Raw genomic sequence first — 21,292 nt, 5'->3', positions numbered from 1 at the left:
GGTGGCAACAGCGTGATGGATCGGGTGGACGAGAGGAACGGGGAAGCGCGTCGGGCGCGCTTCCCCGTAACCGTCACTTCTTCTTGTTCTCGCCCGAGGCGTCCGACACCGCGGTGCCGGCCGACTTCAGGTCGCGCCCGGCACCGTTGACGGTGTGACAGGCGGATACGGTCAGGGCGAGCGTCGCCAGGGCGACGGTCAGCAGGGTCTTGCTCTTGGTCATGGTCTTCTCCTCAGGTGAAGGATGTTAGAGCCGACGGCGGGTCGCGGCGGTGGCACCGGCGCCGGCGGCGACGGCACCGACCAGCAACGCGAGCACGATCACGAACGACGTGCCGGCCGCTGCGCCCGCGGCGTTGTCGGTAGCCGACTTGGCGGTGGCGATAGCCTCGTTCTTGCCGCGGACGAACTGCTGCTTGGCGCGTGTCACCTGAGCCTGGGCCTCGGGACGGCTGATCTTGCGCTGGGCGGCGACGATATCGGCGATGCGGCTTTCTGCCTCACGTCCGTCGGTGCCGCCACGAGCCAGTGCGGGCAATTCCCTGGCGATTTCCTTCTGCGCCTGTTCCGGCGTCATCTGCGCCGGATCGACGGGGGCGTCGGACAGATAGGCGGCGACCTCATCGCGCACATCGCCCTGATCGATGCCGGCGATCGATGCGACCTTCGGCGCCGCTGCGCCGACGCTCGACCCGGCGGCCCCTGCGACGGCACCGACGGTACGGAACGCGCCGCCGATGATGCCACCGACCGCCGAGGTAAGCAGGTAGAGGGTGAGGATCAGCGTTACGCCCCATACGACCAGGCCGTGGACGAGCGCGTCAAACCGTTCGTGCACGCCGGCGACGCGTGCGGCGGCATAGCCGCCCGCGCCGAGTGCCACCACGGTGGTGACCAGCCAATACAGGCCGGCACCGATGCCGAAGCCGGTCGCAGCGGGCGTCGTCCCCTCGACCGGGTCGACCATGGTGAGGCCGATGCCGGTGCCAAGGATGCCAAGGACCAGCTGCACGGCGACGGCGATCACCACGCCGGCGAAGATCGCCCCCCAGGACAGTCGCGTGGGCGTCTTGCCCGGATGCAGGTCGTCGATCGGCAAAACGCCGTTGGTCACATTGGTAGCCATGTTCACTCCTGTTGAAATCAAACGGTTCGCGGTCAGTCCCGTGGTGTCGGGTCGGCGGCGGCACCTTCGGCGGCGCCGGCATGCTTTTCGGTCTTGCCGTGCGCGCTGGCCGCATCGTCGCCGATCAGCTTGCCGATCGCCTCGTGCACCGATCCGCGCGCCTCGCGAGCGGCGGCCGTGTCACGTGCGGGTGTTTCACGTGCTGGCGGGGCGCCCTGCTCAGGCGGCACGTTCCTGCGCCGGCTCATGCCGCGTGCTCCTGTTCGGTGCGCCCGATTGCCGCGCCTTCGCCATCGAAACCGCGCGCCCGCGCCCACGCGACGGCAGCAATGCGGCGGTTTACGCCGATCTTGGCGTAGATGCGGGCGACGTGGTTGCGCACGGTGTTGCCGGCGACGTCCAGGCTGCGCGCGATGCGCTTGTCGTCATAGCCGCGGCAGATCAGCGCCAGCACGTCGCGTTCGCGGGGGGTCAGATCGTCCAGTCCGGCGCCGTCCTGTTCGGTCTGCGGCGCGCGTAACCGGGCGAGCTTTTCCATGATCGAACGGCTGAACCAGCTTGTGTCCTTCATCACCGCCTCGATCGCCTCGACCAGCTCGATCTCGGTGGCCTTGCGATGGGTGATATCCTGGAATGCCCACAGGACGCAGGCATCACCGCCAAGCTGGATCGCCTCGGTCGAAACCAGGCAATCGATCTGGGCCCCGTCCTTGCCGCGAATGCGCGCCTCATGGCCGCGCAGATCGTGGCCGCCATCGATCGCCGCCTCGATCTCGCGGCGCATGTCGATGGTGCCCCACAGTTCGACATCGCCCAATGGCCTGCCGATGATCTCGGTCGTCGCATATCCGGTCAGGTCGACGAAACTCGTGTTTACCTCGCACAGCAGGTGACCGTCGCGCGCGCCGATCGCCATCGGCACCGGTGCCATCTGGAAGGTGCGGGTGAAGCGTTCCTCGCTGTGGCGCAGCGCGCCCTCCGCCTTACGGCGGGGTTCCAGGTCGGCGAACGTGAACAGCATGCATGGCTGATCGCCCATGTCGATGGGTTGTCCGGCGACGATGACCAGCTTCGTACCGCCATCCGGCAATTCCAGTTCCGCTTCCATTTGGGGGATGGTCCGCCCCTCGGCCAGCCGTTCCTTGGCCAAGTCGCGACGATCGCCCTCGCGCAGCACATCGATGTCGTAGACGGTCTTGCACAGCACCTGATCGCGCTGATGCCCGGTCATTTCGAGAAACCCCTGGTTGACCTTGACGAAGCGCAGGTCGTTCAGGCGACAGATCACCGCCGGCGCCGGATTGGCGTTGAACGATTGTTCGAACCGGTCCTCTGCCTCGTAGCGGGCCGAGACATCCTGGATGATGAGCACCAGGCATGACGGTTCGTCGTCGTCGGCGTCATTGAGCACCAGACTGCGCACCTGGTGGACCCAGCGTGGTTCATCCTCCCCCGCAACGGTCACTTCGACCACCACTTCGGAAAACGAATCGCCCGCGACCACGCGGTCGATCGGATAATCGTCGGCCTCCAGCCGATGGTTGTTGCGATACCGCAACTGAAAGCGTGCACGATATTCATCGACGGTCCCGCCCAGATCGGCGAGGTCGCCGACGCCGTGCATGGCAAGGGCGGCGGCGTTGGCCCACAATAAACTCTGGTCGGGATCGATCAGGATCACGCCCTCGTCGAGGCCGACGATGATCTGGCGCAGGTGGCGCAGATCCGCCGTCTCGCGCAGCGTCTTGAACGAGGTGCTCGGCACCATGCGGCTCAGGCGCGACGCCCGTGGACGAACCAGGCGAGCGCATAGCCGCCAAGCGCCGCCGCAAGCGCCCAGAGCGCGGGGGTGTCGCGCACCGTCTCCGCTGCCGCCTTGCCCTGCTTCTGAGCGACGTCGGCAACCTGCTCGCTCGCGGCCTTCAGCCGGTCGCGCGCCTCTTCGGCCAGTTCCGGTGCGCCGTCGATGGCCTCGCCGACGATCGATCTGGCCCGGCCGTAGCCGTGCTGTACGCCGCCCGCTACCTGATCGACGACGCCGTCCACCTGCCAGTCGCGGCTGTTCACCGTATCGCCGACGGCCTTTTCGATCTTGCCGCCGATATAGCGTGCGCCGCCCTTGATTTCGTCTTCGTTCATGTCGTTCCTCTCGCGAAATGAAGATACGCGATCGTGCGCGGCATGGATGCTCCGGGCGGAGCATGCAGCGGCGCGACGACACGACCATTTCGGCCGCATCAACCGATCGTCAGAACAGGCGTTCCTGGTATTTTTGCGCCGGGCCTCTAGTCCTGCTGCGCTAACGTGATGGCGGCGGCGCGTTCCTCATAGAGGTGGCGCAGTCTCCCGTGGATATCGCGAGAGAGATTATCGTGAGCGATTGCAGCCAGTTGCTGGTGATCGGCGGCACGTTTCAACAGATAGTCCCGCTCCTCGGGGCCATTGCGCTGAATGGGCTCGGACGGTGTCGCGGCGTGCGTGAAAACTGGCATGGCACGGCAATATCACTCACCGGCGACGCCCCCTATCCTGCCGATCTACCAATGGCTTGGTAGATCGGCGTGGCAGTCAGGCCCGGGCGCCTTCGATAGCCTTCGCGGGCGGGCTATCCAGGGAGGCGAGGGTTTTGGCGGTGGCGTAGCAGTCTTCGATGTGCGCGTTGCCGGCGAGCTTCATTGCGCCGAAATTGATGGTTGCGGCGACCGCGGAACCGATGAGGGGGACGTAGCGCGCGGCCGATGCGGTGGCGACGCGGACGCCCATCCGGCGCAGCAGGGCGATCACGACACGCTTGGTGACGGCGCGGCCGATGACGTTGTTGCCCATGCCGGCGGCGATCGCCAGCACCTGCTGCGCGCGCGTCGCGTCCATCGTTTCGACCTGATCCTCGCGCAGGCCGAAGCGTTCGCTGATCGCAGGCAGCATGGTCCTGAGGATGCCGACGTCCGCGATGAGGTCGGCACCCGGCACCGGCACCACCGCGGCACCGGCGGACATGGCGGCGCGCCGGGTGACCATGCGGCGGCAATCGTCACGGATGGCGTCGAGTTCGGCGAGGGTATGGGGCATGTCGGCAAAGCTCCTGAAGAAGGGGGGCGGGTCAGTGCAGCGGCCAGGTCCAGATCACCAGCGGGGTGCCGATCAGCACCACCAGCACGGACAGCGGCGCGCCGAGGCGGGCATAATCCCCGAAACGATAGCCGCCGGGGCCGAACACCAGGGTGTTGCACTGATGGCCGATCGGGGTGAGGAAATCGCAGCCGGCACCGATCGCGGTGGCGATCAGGAAGGCTTCGGGCCGGTAGCCGAGGTCGTGTGCGAAGACCGCGGCGATCGGGGCCATCACCAGCACGGTGGCGGCGTTGTTGAGGAACGGCGTCACCGCCATCGCCGCGACCAGGATGAGCGCGACGGCGCCCCACGGCGGCAGCGATGCGGCGACATGCGCCAGCCAGGTCGCCAGCACATCGGACGCCCCGGTGGTGCGCAAGGTGTCGCTGACCGGGATCAGCGCGCCGAGCATGATGAGGATCGGCCATTCGACGCCCTCATACGCTTCCCGCAGCGGCAGCGCGCCGCTCGCCATCATCAATCCGGCCGCGGCGAAGAAGGCGACCGCGACCGGGACGTAGCCGGTCGCGGTCACGATCATCGCGGTGGCGAGGATGGCCAGCGGCAGCCAGCGCCGTTTCGAACTGCCCAACCGCAACGCCCGTTCCGCCAGCGGCAGCGTGCCGAGGTCGCGCATCCGTTCGGGCAACAGGCCGAGCGGACCTTGCAGGACGATGACGTCGCCGGCGCGCAGGCTCGTTTCGCCCAGCTTGCGGGTCAGGCGCTGGCCGGCGCGCGACACCGCGATCAGGTTGACGCCATAGCGCTGCTGCAGGCGCAGGCGGCCGGCGGACTGGTGGACCAATGGCGAACCATCGGTCACCACCGCCTCGATCACCCCGATCTCGTCGTTTTCGCTGCCCTCCGGCGGTAGGCGCTCCTGCCCGGCGAGCGCCAGATAATCGCGGGCGATCACCCGTTCGAGCATGTCGGGATCGCCGCCGAGGATCAGCGTGTCGCCGCCGCGCAGGACGAGGTCGGTCCCCACCAGCGTGCGGATGTCGGCGCGCAGGATGCCGGTGATCGTCACGTCATGATCGTGGCGGGCGACGAAGGCGGCGACGGTTTCGCCGACCGCGGGGGAATCGTCGCAGATCGTCGCTTCGGTCACATAGTCCTTGATGTTCAGCGCCTCGCCCATCGTCGGTGCCGCCCGCCGTTCGCGCGGCAACAGGCGATAGCCGAAGCGCAGGAACACGAGCCCGACGACCAGCAGGCCAAGGCCGGTCGGCAGATAGTCGAACATGCGGAACGGCTGGCCCGTCATCTCCTGCCGCACGCGGCTGACGATGATGTTGGGCGAGGTGCCGACCAGCGTCATGAGCCCGCCGAGCAGCGAGGCGAAGGACATCGGCATCAGGAACACCGACGGACTGCTGTCCGTCTTCTTGGCGGTCTGCACCGCCGCGGGCATCAGCATGGCGAGCGCGCCGACGTTCTTCACCAGCGCAGAGGCGACGCCGACCGAGGCGGTGAGCACCAGCAGGTGCGAGCGGACCCGCGTCACGCGCCGCGCCACCGCGCCCAGGCCGATTTCGATCAGGCCGGATCGCTGCATCGCCGCCGAGATCACCAGCGCCGAGCCGACGATGATGACGATATCGTCGGAAAAACCGGTGAAGGCCTGTTTCGGCTTCACCAGCCCCAGCGCCAGACCGGCGAGCAGCGCAAGGATCGCGGTCACGTCATAGCGGAAGCGGCCCCACAGGAAGAGGCCCATCATCCCGACCAGCAGCGCGACCGACAGGATCTGCGGCGTCGTCATGCCGCCCGGCTCAAGCGCACCGAACCCCGGTGCCTATCGCCATATCCTGCAAGCTCGCATCGTCGGTCATCGTTGCATAACGCCGCGGCCGCGGAAAAGGCTACGTCAGGCGAAGATGTCGGCGAGGCGATCGGCGTCGGGGCCGTCCTTCCAGTGGCGCAGCTCGACGAACAGCGATGTGCCGACCGTCGTGAACCAGGTGAGCACCACCGTCGACACCGCCGCCTGGAGCAATTGCGCGAGCAGGGGCAGACGCGGCGCGGCCACCCGCGCGCCGCTGGCGATGGCGGCATACGTGCCGTTACCCGCGATGCTCGCCACGCCGACCGTGGCGGAGGCCAGGGTGTAGATGACGACCGCCAGCAGCATGATGCCGAACACCGGCCAGCGCGCGCCCTTCGTCAGCGCGCGGCTGCGACCGAAGGCGCCGTACACGCCGGTTCTTTCGGCGACGATGGCGGGCAGCGCCACCGACCACATCACCGCCAGCATGACGCCCGGCACGAACAGCAGCAGCGTGCCGATCGACACGCCGATCGTGAACAGCAGGTAGACGGCGAACAGCGGCAGCGCCCGCGTGGCGCCGACACGCAGCACCTCCGCCAGATCCGCCTTGCGCCCCCGATCGTGCGCTATGGTCGCATGGACGAGCGCGCCGCTTGCGACCAGCCACAAGACGCCGATCACCAGGCCGCCGAGGCCGGCGGTGACGTATAAGCCCAGGCGGGGGGTGTTGGCGAACGTCGTACCCGTTCCGATCAGCCCGAACAGAAGCTGGGGCAGCGCCATCACGAGGAAGCTGGTGCCGAGCGTCGCCACCGGATTGCTGCGGATGACATCGAAGCTGCGTCCGAACACGCTGCCGACCGAAATGCCACGTCCGCGATCGAACGCCGTGTTGCTGGCCATGCCCTTCATTCCCCCCGGATTAGCTGCAGCGATGGTGGCGGGCCGGCGCGCCGCTGTCCAGCACGAACCCGGGAGATGCGGATTCGGCGATTGCGCGCCCGGCCGATCCGGCTAAGTTCGCAGGCGGGGAGCGCCTCATGCCGCGGGGCAGTTGGGCTGGGAGGGTGACATCGCGGCGTCAGCACAGGATCAGGCGGTGGCCGACCGGCTCGCCGCAGCGCATGCCGCGCTGCGCGCCGATCCGTCGATCCAGTTCACGCTGACACGGCCACCTCCGCCGCCCAAGATGCCGGAATGGCTGGAGACGCTGGGCCGATGGATAGAGGCCCTGTTCCGGCCGGTCGGGCGCCTGTTGCGATGGATCGCCGGCCTGATGCCCGATGCGCCTTATGCCCGCATCCTGCTGTGGACATTGCTCGCCGCGGTCGTGGCGGCCGTGATCTGGATGGTGGTGGAGCGCATCCGTTCCGGCGAATGGCGCCTGCCCCGACGGCGCCGTCGCACGGTCGAGACGGCTGTCGCCGAGGACGAGAGCTGGCGTCCCGATGCGGCACCGGCGCGCGCATGGCTGCGCGAGGCGGACCGGCTTGCCGCGGCGGGACGCTTTGCCGAGGCGATCCATTACCTGCTGTTCCATTCGATCGACGACATCGCCCGCCGGCGTCCGCAATTGCGCCGCCCGTCGCTGACGGCGCGCGAACTGGCCTCTGCCACCTTGTTGCCCGTCGCCGTGCGGCCGTCGTTCGCAAGCATCGCCGCGCTGGTCGAACGCAGCCTGTTCGGGGGCCGGCCGGTGGACGATGCCGACTGGCAGGCGGCACGCACGGCCTATGCCGACCTGGCGCTGCCGCAGTCGTGGCGGTCGTGAGCGAGGTCGCGATCGGCAGGCGGGCACGCGCCGACAGCGTCTTCGCGCCGATGACGGTGGCATTGCTGCTGGTCGTCGGTGTGCTCGGGTTCGCCGGATCGCTGCTGCTCGGCGCCTATGCGCCCGACCTGACATCCGGACGCAACGCGGGCGCCCATGCGCTGTCGAACGCCGCGACGGGCTATGCCGGGATCGTCGACCTTGCCCGCGCCACGGGGCGCAATCCCCGGATCATCCGCGCGGAACCGGCCTGGAACACCGAAGACCTGGTCGTGGCCACGCCCGAACACGGCACCGTCGACGTCGGCAAGTTCCTGGACATGCGCCGCAATCGTGCGACGCTGATCGTCCTGCCGAAATGGACGACATCGGCGGACCCAGCCGTCGACGGCTGGGTCGACATCACCGGACTGCTGCCGACCGGGGACCCGGCGGCGATGCTGGCGCCGCAGACGCCGATGGCCGTCACGCGCTGGCGAAGCGGCGCGCGACGCCTGCGCGCGGTATCCTGGGCCCCCCGTTCGCTCGCGGTGGCGGCGCCGCGCCCGTTACAGGCGGTGACATCCCCGTCGCTGACGCCGCTCATCACCAGCGACACCGGGCGGATCGTGCTGGCGCAGGTCAACGGCACCAACACCTATATCCTCGCCGATCCCGATCTGCTCAACAATCACGGCATCCGGCGGCTGGATCGCGCCCGTGCCGCGCTCGACCTGCTCGACTTCGTCAATGCGACCGGGGCGAGCGGCATCGCGTTCGACGTCACGCTGAACGGATTGGGCCGGGGGCGCAGCCCGTTGAAGCTGGCCTTCGAGCCGCCCTTCCTGGCGATGACGCTGGCGATCGTCGTCGCGCTCGTGCTGGTCGGGTGGCAGGCGCTGGTGCGCTTCGGCGCCGCCCAGCCGCAAGCCCGCAGCATCGCGTTCGGCAAGACGGCGCTGATCGACAACAGCGCGATGATCGTGCGCAAGGCCGGGCGGGAGGGCGCGCTCGGCGCGCGATATGCGGCGCTGGTGCGCGAACGCGCGCGATCGATCTTCGGCGTGCCGGCGGGCCTGTCCGACGATGCCGCCGATCGCTACCTCGACACGCTGCGCGGCGCCGGCACGTTCAGCACGCTGGTCGCCGATGCGGCCAGCGCCGAACATCGCGACGACATGCTGGCCGCCGCACGGGCGCTGCACCAATGGCAGATGGAGAAGACACGGTGACCGTTGATGAGGTTCAGGCACTGGGGCGGGCGATCCGTGCCGAGATCGGCAAGGCGGTGGTCGGCCATGACGGCACCGTCGACCTGCTGCTGGTGGCGCTGTTCGCGGGCGGCCACATCCTGCTGGAAGGGCCGCCAGGCACGGCCAAGACGCTGATCGCCCACAGCTTCGCCCAGACGGTGGGGCTGGATTTCGGTCGCATCCAATTCACCCCCGACCTGATGCCCGGCGATATCATCGGTGCGAATCTGTTCAATTTCCAGACATCGACGTTCACGCTGACGCGCGGGCCGATCTTCACCGAATTGCTGCTGGCCGACGAGATCAACCGCACCTCGCCCAAGACGCAGGCGGCGCTGCTGGAGGCGATGCAGGAACGCACCGTCACCATCGATGGCGAAAGCCTGGCGCTGAGCAACCGGTTCATGGTGGTGGCGACGCAGAATCCGATCGAACAGCAGGGCGTCTATCCGCTGCCCGAGGCGCAGCTCGACCGTTTCCTGTTCAAGCAGACGGTCTCCTATCCCAGTGCCGGGGAAGAACGACGGATCGTCGCGACGCATGGGGCGCGGCAGGCGGCGATGTCGCCCGCCGACTGGGGCGTCGCGCGCTGCGCCGATGCGGCGACGATCGATGCCGCGGTGGCAAGCGTCGCGGCGGTCCGGCTGGTCGACGAGGTCACCGACTATATCGTCGCGCTGATCCGCGCCACGCGCGATGTCGCCGATCTGGAAAGCGGCGCATCGCCGCGGGCGGGCGCGATGCTGGCGGGCGCGGCCCGCGCGCGGGCGGCACTCGACGGGCGCGATTTCGTCATTCCCGACGACGTCAAGACGCTGGCGCCGGCCTTGCTGCGCCACCGCCTGATCCTGTCCCCCGCCGCGGAGATCGGCGGTCGCGGGATCGAGGACGTCGTCGCGCAGATCATCGAGACGGTCGAGGCGCCGCGTTGATCTATCCGACCCACATGGCGGTGCTGGCGGCGGCGATCGGGGCTCCCGTCGCGCTGCTGGTCGCCATGCTGTTTCCGGGCAGCTGGTATGCCGGGCTGGGCTGGCCGCTCGCGGTGCTGCTGCTCGTGGGCGCCGATGCGCTGCTCGGGCGGGGCCGGGCGAGCGCGACGCTGGCGCTGCCGCATGCCGCACCGGTGGGCGTGCCGCTGTCCGTGCCGGTCGCGGTGTCGATCGTGGGGCCGATCTCGGGGCAGGCCCGCGCGCCTGTCGCGCAGGTGGCGCTGGCGCCCGACCCGCTGGTGGCGGGGGACCTGCGCATCGACGTGGCGATCGAGGAGGGGCGTGGGGAGGGCGCCGTCGCGCTGACGCCGGTGCGGCGCGGCACTGCGCGGCTCGATACCCTGTGGGTGCGCTGGGCGGGGCCGCTGGGGCTGGCGTGGCGACAGGCGCGGATCGAAGCGGAGCGCGCGCTGCCGATCCTGCCCGACGTCGAGGCGATCCGCCGACAGGGCGCGCAGGTCTTCCAGCGCCACGCGGTGCAGGGCCTGCTGGCGCAGAGCGACCGCGGCGACGGCACCGATTTCGACGCGCTGGTCGAGTTCCGCTCGGGCATGGACCGGCGGGCGATCGACTGGAAGCAGTCGGCGCGGCACAGGAAGCTGCATGCGAAGGAATATCGCACCGAACGCAACAGCCAGATCGTGTTCGCGATCGACTGTGGACGCCAGATGTCGGACCCGGTCGGCGGGATACCGCGCGTCGACCGGGCGGTGTCCGCGGCGCTGCTGACCGGCTGGGTGGCGCTGAAGCTGGGCGACCGGGTCGCTCTCCACGCCTTCGATTCGCGACCGCGCGTGACCAGCGGGTTCATCGGCGGGGCGGCGGCGTTTCCCGAACTGCAGCATCTGGCGGCCGGCATCGATTACAGCGGCGACGAGACCAACTACACCTTTGCGCTGACGATGATGGCGGCGCGGCTGACGCGGCGGTCGATGATCGTGCTGTTCACCGAATTCACCGATCCGACCTCTGCCGACTTCATGGTGCGGGCGGTCGCACGCCTGCTCAAGACGCATCTGGTGCTGATCGTCGTGTTGCGTGACGAGGAACTGGAAACGATCGTCGATGCAGCGCCGCAGCGCCCCGCCGACGTCACCCGCGCGGTCACCGCCGCGGCCCTGCTCCGCGACCGGCGGCTGGTGCTGCTGCGGCTGCGTCATCTGGGCGTGCACGTCATCGAAAGCCCGCACGATGCGGTGCCGGAGCGGCTGGTCGAGGGCTATGTCGACCTCAAGCGCAGGAGCCTGTTGTGACCGCATCCGCCGGGCTCGCGCCGCCGCTGCTCAACGCCAGCCGGTTCCGCGCCGCGCATGCCGCGGAGTGGGAAAGGCTGGAGGGATTGCTGACGCGGATCGAGAAGCGTTCGGTGCGGGTGCTCTCGGACGACGACCTGCTCGCGCTGCCGCTATTGTACCGCGCGGCGCTGTCGTCGCTGTCGGTGGCGCGCGAGACGTCGCTCGACCGCGCGCTGGTCGCGTATCTGGAGCAATTGTGCGCGCGGGCCTATTTCCAGGTGTACGGCGTGTCGGATTCGGCGTGGCGCGACCTGGCGCGGTTCTTCGCCCGGGGGTGGCCGTCGGCGGTCGCGTCATTGTGGCGCGAAACGCTGGTGATGGCGTTCCTGACGCTGGTGGGGACGATCGCGGCCTATGCGCTGGTGCGATCCGATCCGTCCTGGTTCTTCGGCATCATCCCCGAAGGATTGGCCGGCGGACGCGACCCCAGCGCTTCGGCGGCGATGCTGCGCGATACGCTCTATTCCACCAAGCAGGACGGGTTGGGCGTCTTTGCGAGCTTCCTGTTCGGCCATAACGCGCAGATCGCGATCTTCGCCTTCGCGCTCGGCTTTGCGTTCGTCGTGCCGACCGCGTTGCTGGTGGTGTATAACGGGCTGACGCTGGGCGCGATGATCGCGGTGTTCGCGGACAAGGGCCTCGGCCCCAATTTCCTCGCCTGGCTGGCCATCCATGGCACGACCGAGATGTTCGCGATCATGATCGCCGGCGCGGCGGGCATGCGGATCGGCACCGCCATCGCCTTTCCGGGGCAGCAGGAGCGGATGGCGGCGGTCGTCGCGGCCGGACGGACCGCGGCGATCGCCATCGCCGGGGTCGTGCTGATGCTGGCGGTCGCGGCGATCCTGGAAGGGGTGGGCCGACAGGTGGTGACGTCCGACGTCGCACGGCTGGCGATCGGGGGTGCGATGCTGGCGGCATGGCTGGTCTATTACTACGGGATCGGGAGGCGGCATGCGCCTGGTTCGCCGCACTAAGGCGCCCGCGACGCTGCACCGCGGCTTCGTCACCCCCGAAGGCGTCGACCTGCGGCTGGAGCTTGGCGGCGCCGGCACGCGGGCGGCGGCGTTCCTGATCGATCTGGGCGCCATGCTGATCGTGTTGATCCTCGCGACGATCGCGCTGGCCTATATCGACCGGTCGACCGGCGCGGACATCGCCAAGATCCTGTGGCTGATCGGCGCGTTCCTGCTGCGCAACGGCTGGTTCGTGCTGTTCGAGATGGGCGGCCGCGGCGCGACGCCGGGCAAGCGGCTGATGGGCCTGCGCGTGGTGGCACGCGACGGCGCGCGGCTGACCGCGGGGGCGGTGCTGGCCCGCAATGCGATGCGCGAGATCGAAGTGTTCCTGCCGCTGTCGTTCCTGGGGGCGCAGGCGGCGGCGGGAACGGCGGATGCATTCCTGACGATCTTTGCATTGCTGTGGACCGGTATCTTCCTGTTCTTTCCCCTGTTCAACCGCGACCGCTTGCGGGTCGGGGATCTGGTGGCGGGAACCTGGGTGGTGCAGACCGCGATCCGCGCGCTTGCCATCGACCTCGGCACCGCGACCGAGCGTCCGCGCGCCATGTTCCCCGAAGCGGCCCTGGCGCTGTACGGCGTCTACGAACTGCAGACGCTGGAGGACGTGTTGCGCGGCGGCGACCCGGTGGCGATCGGCGCGGTGGCCGCGACGATCCGGCGCAAGGCGGACCTGCCCGACCATGGCGACGACGCCGCGTTCCTGGCCGATTACTACACCGCCCTGTGCGCCCGGCTGGAAAGCGGCCTGCTGGTCGGACGCCACCGCCGGGACAAGTTCGCCGGCTAGAACCGCAGGCGGACGATCAGTCCGGGCGCGGCATCCTCCAGCGCCACGGTCGCGCCGATCCGGGCTGCGGCGGATCGCACCACCGCCAGGCCCAGCCCGCTGCCGTCCGGGCCATGGGTGTCGCCGAGCCGGACGAAGCGTTCGAACACCCGTTCGCGGTCGGCGGCGGCGATGCCGGGGCCATCGTCGCGCACCGACAGCATCGTGGCACCACCGTCGGCTGTGTCGATCGCCACCGTCACCGTCCCCCCGGCCCGGTTGTAGCGGATGCCGTTATCGACAAGGTTGCCGAGGATTTCGACCAGCAGGGTGCGATGCCCGGTGACCGGCACCGCCGTGTCGGGGGCGTCGAGTTGCAGTTCCACCCCGGCCTCGATCGCTTCGCCGATACGGCGGCTGATGACGCGCACTGCCACTTCGCGCAGGTCGACGCGTTCCAGCGGCGGTGCGACGCCGGCCTCTTCGGCGCGGGCGAGCGCGAGGAGCTGGATGAGCAGGCGTTCGAGCCGGGCGACCGCGGTCGCGATCTCGTCCAGCGCCTCGCGCGATCCGCGGCGGGCGAGTTCGATCTGCACCTTCAGCACCGACAGCGGCGTGCGCATCTGGTGCGAGGCGTCGGCGGTGAAGCGCCGCGTCGCCGCGGTCGCCACGTCGAGCCGCGCAAGCAGCCGGTCGAACGCCGCGGCGAGCGGGCGCAGTTCCAGCGGCAAGGGGCCGGCGTCGATCGGCGACAGGTCGGGCGCGGCAGGTCCGTCGCGCGCGGCGACCGCGCCGCGCAGCCGGGCGAGCGGGCGCAGGCTCCATCCCAGCGCCGGCCGCAGCACCAGGATGGCGATGCCGACCAACGCGACCTCTCCGCCGAACAGCGCGATCAGCAGGCGGCGGGTGAGGGCGCTGCGATTGTCCAGCGTCTCGGCGACCTGCACTACCACCGGCCGGTCGATCGCGGGTAACGCACGCCGCACCTCGGCGATGCGGATGCGCTGGCCGCGATAGTCGGCGAAGCGGAAGTGCGGCTGGTCGACCACCAGCGCATCGGGTGCCGGCGCCGGCAGGTCGGCATAGCCGGTCAGCAGGTCGCCGCCGACGGCGATGCGGTAATAGACGTTGTCGCGCTCGCTATTCTCCAGCATGCCGAAGGCAGCGGGCGGCAGGTCCAGCGTCACCTCGCCGCGTTCGACCTGCACCGTTTCCGCGATCGCGCCCAGCGCCCCGCCGAGCACGCGGTCGTTGGTGCGGCGCACGACATCGGCGATCAGTGCCGCGCCGGCGATGCCGAGCAGCACCGCCACGCCGAGCAAGGGCCCGAGCATCGCGACCAGCAATCGCGTTCGCAGCGCGATGGCGCGGCCTTCACCCATCGCGCGTCGGACCGGCGGCATCCAGCAGATAGCCGACGCCGCGGATCGTGCGGATCTGCGGGCCATCGGGGGCGAGCTTGCTGCGCAATCGGGTGACGTTGACCTCGATCGCATTGGGGCCGACCGGTTCGTCATAGCCGAACACCTCGGCCAGCAGCAGTTCGCGCGGCACCACCTGGCCCGCCCGCGTCGCGAGCGCGTCGAGGACGGCATATTCGCGGCGGCGCAGATCGAGCGTGCGGCCCGCCACCGCCACATGGCCGCTCGACCGGTTGATCGTCAGCGCGCCGATCGTCACCGCCGCCGCGGGATCGCCGCCGCGGCGGCGCCCCAGCGCCCGCACCCGCGCCTCCAGCTCGACCGGCTCGAATGGCTTGCGCAGGTAATCATCGGCCCCGAGGTCCAGCCCGCGCACCCGGTCGTCGAGCGCATCGCGCGCGGTCAGCATCAGCACCGGCACCCGCTCGCCGCGCCGCCGCAGCCGTTCCAGCACGGTGAAGCCGTCGATGTCGGGCAGGCCGACGTCGAGGATGAGCAACGCATAGGGCTCGCCCGACACCAGCGTCAGCGCCTCTTCGCCGCTGGCGGTATGGTCGACGGCATGGCCGCTCGCCCGCAGCAGTGCTGCGATGCTGCGGGCGAGCGCGGCATCATCCTCGACCATCAGGATTCGCACGGGTGCGTGCCGTGAAAGGTTGCTGACAGGTGCGCGGCGTATCCCACGGTGGCAGCTTATCCGATCACAGAAGCGGAAAAGCGAGAGGAGCCGGGATGAGGTCTATCCTATTTCTGATGGTCGCATGGCTGGTCGCAGCCGGCGAGGCGCATGCGCAGCAGCGCCCGGCGGGCTATCCCCGGTCCTATGACGCCCTGATCGCCACCGCCAGGGCGGAGCGTGGCCTGACAATCTATGGCAATGCCGATTCGGCCGAACTGGTCGGCGTCGTCGCCGCATTCCACCGCGCCTATCCCGGCATCGCGGTACGCTATGCCGATCTCGGCTCGATCGACATCTACCGCCGGCTGGTCAGCGAGACGCGGGCGAAGCGCCCCTCCGCCGACCTCGTCTGGTCGTCGGCGATGGCGTTGCAGGTCAAGCTGATCAACGACGGCTATGCGCAAAGCTATGCCAGCCCGGAAAAGCCGGCGCTGCCGCCGCAGGCGGTGTGGAAGAACATGGGCTATGGCGTCACCGCCGAGCCGATCGGCATCGTCTACAACCGCCGCCTGATCCCCGATGCGCGGATGCCGCGCAGCCATGCCGCGCTGGAGGCGATGCTGCGCCAGCGCCGAAGCGCGTTCACCGGAAAGGTGACGACGTTCGATCCGGCGCGATCCAACGTCGGCTACCTGTACCTGGCGCAGGACATGGCGATCACCCGCGACAGCCGCGGGTTGCTGCGCGCGATCGCGGCGACGAAGCCGGTGCTGCAGGCCAATACCGAACCGATGCTCGCAGCGGTCGCCGCGGGGAAGCAGGCGATCGCATACAACGTCATCGGGTCGTACGCGCTGGAACAGGCGAAGCGCGACCCCCGGCTGGGTGTCGTCCTGCCGAGCGACTATACCATCGTCACCTCGCGCATCGCCTTCATCGCGCGCGATGCACGGGCGCCGGCCAGCGCGCGGCTGTTCCTCGATTTCCTGTTGTCGCGTCGCGGGCAGAGCCTGCTCGCCGCGCGCAGCCTGTGGCCGGTACGCCCCGACGTGCCCGCCCGCCGTTTGTCCGCGACGCAGGCCCGCCCGATTCGCGTCGGGCCACAATTGCTCGTCCACCTCGACCGCATCACCTGCCAGCGCTTCCTGCGCGACTGGCAGGCGATCCTTGCCGGAGCCCCGACCCCATGATCCTGCGTACCGGAAGCGCCCTGTTGGCGCTCGTCATCGCCACGCCCGCGCTCGCGCAGGTGCCGAGCCAAGGCGACCTTGCCGACCTCGTCCGCGCCCAGGCGGCGGAGATCGCGACGCTGAAGGCGCGGCTCGACCGGCTGGAAGGGCAGCAGGCGGTGGCGAGCGCAGCCGCTGTACCCGCGGAACGGCAGCCGGCCGCGCCGCAGGTCGCGCAAAACACCCCGGTGACGCCGCCGGAGGCGCGACGGACGATCCCCTTCGCCCCGCAACTGGTTCCGCCGGGTCCCGCCGAACGCAGCGTCGCGCAGGCGGACGCGGCACGAACCAATCCGTCGGGCCTCACCACCGAATGGGGATCGGGCCTGCCGGTGTTCCATTCGGCGGACGGCGTCTACACGTTCAAACCGCGTGGCCGCATCCTCGCCGACGTCAGCACGTCGTTCGGATCGAAGTCCGATACCCGCAATCTCACCACCACCGGCATGCGCGCGCTGCGCCTCGGCCTGGAGGGCGGCGTCGGCACGCACTTCTTCTACCAGATGGAAGCGGATTTCTCGGAGAACGAGGTCGACGTCGTCACCGCATTCATGGGTTGGCGCGACCGTATCAGGCCGGGCCTCGATTACGACGTGCGGGCCGGCCACCTGTTCAACGATCGCGGGTTCGAAGGATCGACCGGGTCCGATTCCACGCCGTTCCTCGAACGCACCACCGTCGCCACGGCGATCATTCCGCAACGCGGCTTCTACGGCATCGGCATCATGCCGCGGCTGTTCTGGAAGACCGGCCACGCATCGCTCACCGTCACCGGCGACCGGGTCGACGGGACGCAGGCGGTCAGCGACGGCCGCACCGTGCTCGGCCGCGTGCACTGGAACCCGATCAAGACCGCGGATACCGTGCTGCACCTCGGCGCGTGGGGCTTCGATGAAAGCCTGTCGCCGGCGGCGACCGTGCTGACCCGCAACACGGTGATCGGCGGGCGTTTCAACGGTGGCCTGCGCGTGTCGACCGGCCCGCTGCTCGGCGGCACCGGCACCACCGGTTACGGCGTCGAATTCGGCGGCTATCGCGGGCCGGTATGGCTGATGGCCGAAGCGGGCCGCCGCAACGCGCGGCTCGATGCCGGGCGCCCCGATTTCACGTCGAAGGCGTGGAGCCTTTCGGGCGGATTCTTCATCACCGGCGACCTGCCGCCGTACAACCCCCGCCTCGGCAGCTTCGGCCAGCCCAAGGTGCTGCGGCCCACCTTCGACGGCGGTCCCGGCGCGATCGAGCTGACCGCCCGCTACGAAAACCTCGACTACACCGACCTCGTCACCGGTGGCGAGGGGTGGGCGGGGACGCTGGGGGTGAACTGGTACCTCAACAGCTTCACCCGATTCCAGCTGAACGCGATCCACTGGAACACCGACAATCGCGCCGGCGCGGTGACCGGCAGCGACGACGGCGAAACCGTCAGCGCCCGCGTCGCCGTCACCTTCTGATCCCACCATTCGAGGATACACGCCCATGAACCTGGCGCTGCTCGGCTTCCTGATGGTGGCCACCTTCATGACGCTCATCATGACCAAGCGGATGACGCCGCTGGTCGCGCTGATCGTCATCCCGACGATCTTCGGCGTCGTTGCCGGCCAGGCCGCGGGCCTTGGCGACATGATGATCGACGGGATCAAGAACCTTGCGCCGACCGGCGTGATGCTGCTGTTCGCGATCCTGTTCTTCTCGACGATGACCGACACCGGGCTGTTCGATCCGCTGGTCGGGCGGCTGATCCGGCTGGTGCATGGCGACCCGACCCGCATCCTGCTCGGCACGGTCGTGCTGTGCGCGCTGGTCAGCCTGGATGGCGACGGATCGACGACCTACATCATCACGATCGCCGCGCTGCTGCCGCTCTACAAGCGGTACGACATGAACCGATTGTACCTGTGCTGCCTGTTGATGGCGACCAGCGGCATCATGAACCTGACGCCGTGGGGCGGGCCGACCGCACGCGCGGCGAGCGCGCTGAAGCTCGATCCCGCGACGCTGTTCCTGCCGCTGATCCCCGGCATGATCGCCGGCCTGGCCAGCCTGCTCGCGCTCGCCGTGTGGTTCGGCCGCAAGGAGCGCGCGCGCATCGGCACGGTGCAGGCGCGCGAGGACACCGAATTTACCGGCATGGCCGTCTCGCAATATCCCGAGGCGCGTCGGCCCCGGCTGATCTGGTTCAACGGCCTGCTGGTCGTCACGCTGTTGACGCTGCTGGTCTGGGGGCTGCTGCCGCTGTCGGTGCTGATGATGATCGCCTTCGCCATCGCGATGATCGTCAACTATCCCGGCGTCGCCGAGCAGAAGGAACGGATCGCCGCGCATGCCGGCAACGTGCTGTCGGTGGTCTCGCTGATCTTCGCCGCCGGTATCTTCACCGGCATCCTCGGCGGTACGGGCATGGTCGAGGCGATGAGCAAGGAGGTCGTCGGCATGATCCCGCCGGCAATGGGGCCGTATATGGCGCCGATCACCGCCGCCCTCAGCCTGCCGTTCACCTTCTTCATCTCCAACGACGCCTTCTACTTCGGCATGCTGCCGATCCTGGCGGAGGCGGGGGCGCATTACGGCGTGTCGCCGATGGCGATCGCCCGCGCATCGCTGATGGGCCAGCCGGTGCACCTGCTCAGCCCGCTGGTGCCCTCGACCTATCTGCTGGTCAGCCTGGCGGGGATCGACCTTGCCGACCACCAGCGCTTCACGCTGCTGCCGGCGACGATGGTGTGCGTCGTGATGACCCTGGTGGGCATGATCGCGCTCGCCTTTCCGTTCGTGGCGGGTTGATCGTGGCGGCCCTGCGGAGAGGCGAGATGCGCCGTACCCCCCTGATGCTGTTGCCGGCGATGGGTTGCGACGGGCAGCTTTGGGCGCGGCAGATCATGGATCTGGGCGACGTCGCCGAGCCTGAGTTCGGCGACCTGTCGCAGGACGGGACGATCGCGGCGATGGCGGCGCGGGTGCTGGCGAGCGCGCCGCCCCGCTTCGCCGTCGCCGGGGTCAGCCTGGGCGGGTACGTGGCGCTCGAGGTGCTGCGGCAGGCGCCGGCGCGCGTCACCCGCATCGCGCTGTTCGGCACGCGCGCGTCGATGGAGGCGCGGACCCGCTCGGTCGCCGACCAGGGGTCGATCGCCACCGCGCCGCATGCCGATCCGCAGCTGTCGGCGATCGTCAGCGGCCCTGCGGCCGCGATGGCGGAGCGCGTCGGCCCCGCCGTCTTCGCCCGCCAGCAGCGTGCGTTGCTGGCCCGGCCCGACATCGCCGAAGCGATTGCGGCGATCCGCGTGCCGACGCTGGTCGCGGTGGGTGACCGCGACCGCATCTGCACGCCCGACGATGCGCTCTCGCTCACCCGGCTGATCCCGCAGGCGCATTTCCACATGCTGCGGTCGTGCGGGCACCTGTCGCCGATGGAGCGGCCGGGCGAGGTCACGCAATTGTTGCGCGACTGGTTGCGCTGACCGTCGGCGTCGCGTGGTAGGCGGACAGCAGCGGCACCTGCCGCCCGCACGCTCGCAAGCTTCTGGCCGGTGAGGTCGCCGGTCGTCCGCAACCGGAGGTGGTCCGGCGAGTAACACCGCGACGGGTGTGGTGACGCTGGCATGGCGGGCCACCGATGCCGTGGCAGGCCGATGGCGAAGCATCCCCGTTCGGCGGATGGTCGCGGCGTCTGCCGCCATGCTCTTGATGTGCCTGCCACTTGCGTCCATGCGCATGGTTTCCTTATCGGATTGGCCGAACCGCCGCATGCGCTCGATCCCTGCCACAACGCCACGTTCCTCTCGCCGGTCGGGGTCGGCTCCGACGATCAGCGACGTGGCGAAGCGTGCAGGCGTGTCGCCGATGACCGTGTCCCGCGTCATCAATGGCGAGACCAACGTCCGTCCGGCGACGCGCGAGGCGGTGAATGCGGCGATCACCGCGCTGAACTATGCGCCCAATCCGGCCGCGCGCAGCCTGGCGGGGGCGGGCCCATCGCGCATCGGCCTGCTGTACAGCAATCCGAGCGCCGGTTTCCTGAGCGAATTCCTGCTCGGCAGCCTGGATCAGGCGAGCCGCAGCGACGTGCAGATCGTCATCGAGAAATGCGACCTGGGCGACCATGAGCTGGAGGTGGCCCAGCACCTCGTGAACGGCGGCATCGACGGGATCATCCTGCCCCCGCCGCTATGCGAGGCGCCGGCGCTGCTGGCGCTGCTCGCCGCCGCCGGCGTCCCGACCGTCGCGGTGGCGACCGGCCTGCCCGCCGAGCGCCAGCTGGCGATCCGCATCGACGACCGCGAGGCGGCGGCGACGATGACACGGCACATCATGGATCTGGGCCATCGCCGCATCGGGTTCATCAAGGGCAATCCCAACCTGTCGGCCAGCCACCAGCGGCTGGAGGGCTATCGCGAGGCACTGGCCGCGGCCGACATTGCGGTCGACCCGGCGCTGATCGTCGATGGGCTGTTCACCTATCTTTCCGGCCTCGACGCGGCGGAGCAATTGCTGGAACAGGCCGATCCGCCGACCGCGATCTTCTCCTCCAACGATGACATGGCGGCCGCGACGGTCGCGGTCGCGCATCGCCGCGGGCTGGACGTGCCGGGCGACCTGACGGTGTGCGGGTTCGACGACACGACGCTGTCGACCGCGATCTGGCCGGAACTGACGACCATCCACCAGCCGATCGCCGACATGGCGCGGGCCGCGGTGGAACTGCTGGTCGGCACGATCCGCCGGCAGAAGGGCGGCGAAGGCATCCCGCAACAGCAGGTGCTCGACTATACGCTGATCCGGCGCCAGTCGGACGCGCCGCCGCGGCGACGCCCGCGCGCGCGCTAGGCCAGCCGGCTGCTGGCGCAACCGGAGGCGCGGCGTACTTCCGGCCTGCTGTTTCGCGCCGCCACGATGACGGTGATGAGGTTGTCCACCATCGGATCGCCCGCGTTGCCCGACCG

22 protein-coding genes are annotated in these 21,292 nt (G+C 69.4%); 11 read left to right on the top strand and 11 right to left on the bottom strand.

Translation table 11 applies throughout. From position 1 onward, the window contains the following. Nucleotides 1-73: 73 nt before the first annotated feature. The 9 genes from GTH33_RS02950 to GTH33_RS02910 all read right to left on the bottom strand — a co-directional run bounded on the left by GTH33_RS02950 (nucleotide 74) and on the right by GTH33_RS02910 (nucleotide 6,911). Nucleotides 74-223, bottom strand: a complete 150-nt coding sequence (locus GTH33_RS02950) for an entericidin A/B family lipoprotein (RefSeq protein ID WP_163957026.1) — start codon at nucleotides 221-223, stop codon at nucleotides 74-76. 24 nt (nucleotides 224-247) lie between these two features. Then, on the bottom strand, nucleotides 248-1,126 hold the full coding sequence (locus GTH33_RS02945) for a hypothetical protein (RefSeq protein WP_163957025.1): 879 nt from the start codon (nucleotides 1,124-1,126) through the stop codon (nucleotides 248-250). 32 nt (nucleotides 1,127-1,158) lie between these two features. After that, nucleotides 1,159-1,374 (bottom strand): CsbD family protein, encoded by a 216-nt coding sequence (locus GTH33_RS02940; RefSeq protein WP_163957024.1) that lies wholly within the window; start codon nucleotides 1,372-1,374, stop codon nucleotides 1,159-1,161. Further along, the gene (locus tag GTH33_RS02935) at nucleotides 1,371-2,894 is read right to left on the bottom strand and encodes a PAS domain S-box protein (RefSeq protein ID WP_163957023.1); all 1,524 of its coding nucleotides are present in this window, start codon (nucleotides 2,892-2,894) and stop codon (nucleotides 1,371-1,373) included. Before GTH33_RS02935 ends, GTH33_RS02940 begins: the two co-directional genes overlap by 4 nt. A gap of 5 nt (nucleotides 2,895-2,899) precedes the next feature. After that, nucleotides 2,900-3,265 (bottom strand): CsbD family protein, encoded by a 366-nt coding sequence (locus GTH33_RS02930; protein ID WP_163957022.1) that lies wholly within the window; start codon nucleotides 3,263-3,265, stop codon nucleotides 2,900-2,902. 146 nt (nucleotides 3,266-3,411) lie between these two features. Continuing rightward, complete coding sequence (locus GTH33_RS02925) at nucleotides 3,412-3,618, bottom strand: hypothetical protein (protein ID WP_163957021.1); 207 nt, start codon at nucleotides 3,616-3,618, stop codon at nucleotides 3,412-3,414. 76 nt (nucleotides 3,619-3,694) lie between these two features. Further along, entirely contained in the window at nucleotides 3,695-4,195 is a 501-nt protein-coding gene (locus GTH33_RS02920; protein WP_163957020.1) for a hypothetical protein, read from the bottom strand. 31 nt (nucleotides 4,196-4,226) lie between these two features. Next, complete coding sequence (locus GTH33_RS02915; RefSeq protein WP_163957019.1) at nucleotides 4,227-6,002, bottom strand: SLC13 family permease; 1,776 nt, start codon at nucleotides 6,000-6,002, stop codon at nucleotides 4,227-4,229. A 105-nt stretch (nucleotides 6,003-6,107) separates the two neighbouring features. Then, nucleotides 6,108-6,911 (bottom strand): glycerophosphoryl diester phosphodiesterase membrane domain-containing protein, encoded by an 804-nt coding sequence (locus GTH33_RS02910; protein ID WP_163957018.1) that lies wholly within the window; start codon nucleotides 6,909-6,911, stop codon nucleotides 6,108-6,110. A gap of 196 nt (nucleotides 6,912-7,107) precedes the next feature. Between GTH33_RS02910 and GTH33_RS02905 the strand changes: the two genes are divergently transcribed. The 6 genes from GTH33_RS02905 to GTH33_RS02880 are packed head-to-tail and all read left to right on the top strand — an operon-like array spanning nucleotide 7,108 to nucleotide 13,107. Further along, nucleotides 7,108-7,779, top strand: coding sequence for a DUF4129 domain-containing protein (locus tag GTH33_RS02905; RefSeq protein ID WP_249054984.1), 672 nt, complete (start codon nucleotides 7,108-7,110; stop codon nucleotides 7,777-7,779). Then, the gene (locus tag GTH33_RS02900; protein WP_249054983.1) at nucleotides 7,767-8,990 is read left to right on the top strand and encodes a hypothetical protein; all 1,224 of its coding nucleotides are present in this window, start codon (nucleotides 7,767-7,769) and stop codon (nucleotides 8,988-8,990) included. The genes GTH33_RS02905 and GTH33_RS02900 overlap by 13 nt, the downstream gene beginning before the upstream one ends. Next, nucleotides 8,987-9,943 carry an AAA family ATPase gene (locus tag GTH33_RS02895; protein ID WP_163957017.1) on the top strand — a complete coding sequence of 319 codons (957 nt, stop codon included), beginning with the start codon at nucleotides 8,987-8,989 and terminating at the stop codon, nucleotides 9,941-9,943. Before GTH33_RS02900 ends, GTH33_RS02895 begins: the two co-directional genes overlap by 4 nt. Next, the gene (locus tag GTH33_RS02890; RefSeq protein ID WP_163957016.1) at nucleotides 9,940-11,256 is read left to right on the top strand and encodes a DUF58 domain-containing protein; all 1,317 of its coding nucleotides are present in this window, start codon (nucleotides 9,940-9,942) and stop codon (nucleotides 11,254-11,256) included. Before GTH33_RS02895 ends, GTH33_RS02890 begins: the two co-directional genes overlap by 4 nt. Beyond that, nucleotides 11,253-12,275 (top strand): stage II sporulation protein M, encoded by a 1,023-nt coding sequence (locus GTH33_RS02885; protein ID WP_163957015.1) that lies wholly within the window; start codon nucleotides 11,253-11,255, stop codon nucleotides 12,273-12,275. Before GTH33_RS02890 ends, GTH33_RS02885 begins: the two co-directional genes overlap by 4 nt. Next, a complete protein-coding gene (locus GTH33_RS02880; protein WP_163957014.1) occupies nucleotides 12,253-13,107 on the top strand; it encodes an RDD family protein in 855 nt (284 codons plus the stop codon). The genes GTH33_RS02885 and GTH33_RS02880 overlap by 23 nt, the downstream gene beginning before the upstream one ends. Here GTH33_RS02880 and GTH33_RS02875 read toward each other — a convergent pair. Continuing rightward, the gene (locus tag GTH33_RS02875; protein WP_163957013.1) at nucleotides 13,104-14,489 is read right to left on the bottom strand and encodes a sensor histidine kinase; all 1,386 of its coding nucleotides are present in this window, start codon (nucleotides 14,487-14,489) and stop codon (nucleotides 13,104-13,106) included. The genes GTH33_RS02880 and GTH33_RS02875 overlap by 4 nt on opposite strands. Then, entirely contained in the window at nucleotides 14,461-15,132 is a 672-nt protein-coding gene (locus tag GTH33_RS02870; protein WP_163959551.1) for a response regulator transcription factor, read from the bottom strand. The genes GTH33_RS02875 and GTH33_RS02870 overlap by 29 nt, the downstream gene beginning before the upstream one ends. Before the next feature lie 107 nt (nucleotides 15,133-15,239). On the opposite strand from GTH33_RS02870, the gene GTH33_RS02865 reads away from it, so the two are divergent. From GTH33_RS02865 to GTH33_RS02845, 5 genes are all read left to right on the top strand, one after another. Next, nucleotides 15,240-16,316: an ABC transporter substrate-binding protein gene (locus tag GTH33_RS02865; RefSeq protein ID WP_163957012.1), complete on the top strand. Its 1,077-nt coding sequence runs from the start codon at nucleotides 15,240-15,242 to the stop codon at nucleotides 16,314-16,316. Then, on the top strand, nucleotides 16,313-17,806 hold the full coding sequence (locus GTH33_RS02860) for an OprO/OprP family phosphate-selective porin (RefSeq protein WP_163957011.1): 1,494 nt from the start codon (nucleotides 16,313-16,315) through the stop codon (nucleotides 17,804-17,806). Before GTH33_RS02865 ends, GTH33_RS02860 begins: the two co-directional genes overlap by 4 nt. A gap of 25 nt (nucleotides 17,807-17,831) precedes the next feature. Then, a complete protein-coding gene (locus tag GTH33_RS02855; RefSeq protein WP_163957010.1) occupies nucleotides 17,832-19,136 on the top strand; it encodes a CitMHS family transporter in 1,305 nt (434 codons plus the stop codon). A gap of 26 nt (nucleotides 19,137-19,162) precedes the next feature. Beyond that, nucleotides 19,163-19,810, top strand: a complete 648-nt coding sequence (locus GTH33_RS02850) for an alpha/beta fold hydrolase (RefSeq protein WP_163957009.1) — start codon at nucleotides 19,163-19,165, stop codon at nucleotides 19,808-19,810. 382 nt (nucleotides 19,811-20,192) lie between these two features. Continuing rightward, nucleotides 20,193-21,176: a LacI family DNA-binding transcriptional regulator gene (locus tag GTH33_RS02845; protein WP_420877066.1), complete on the top strand. Its 984-nt coding sequence runs from the start codon at nucleotides 20,193-20,195 to the stop codon at nucleotides 21,174-21,176. Nucleotides 21,177-21,292: the final 116 nt, after the last annotated feature.

It is taken from the genome of Sphingomonas insulae (assembly GCF_010450875.1).
Classification (GTDB): Bacteria; Pseudomonadota; Alphaproteobacteria; order Sphingomonadales; family Sphingomonadaceae; genus Sphingomonas; species Sphingomonas insulae.
Note: the sequence above shows the minus strand (reverse complement) of the source record. Positions and strands in the feature narration are given on the sequence as shown.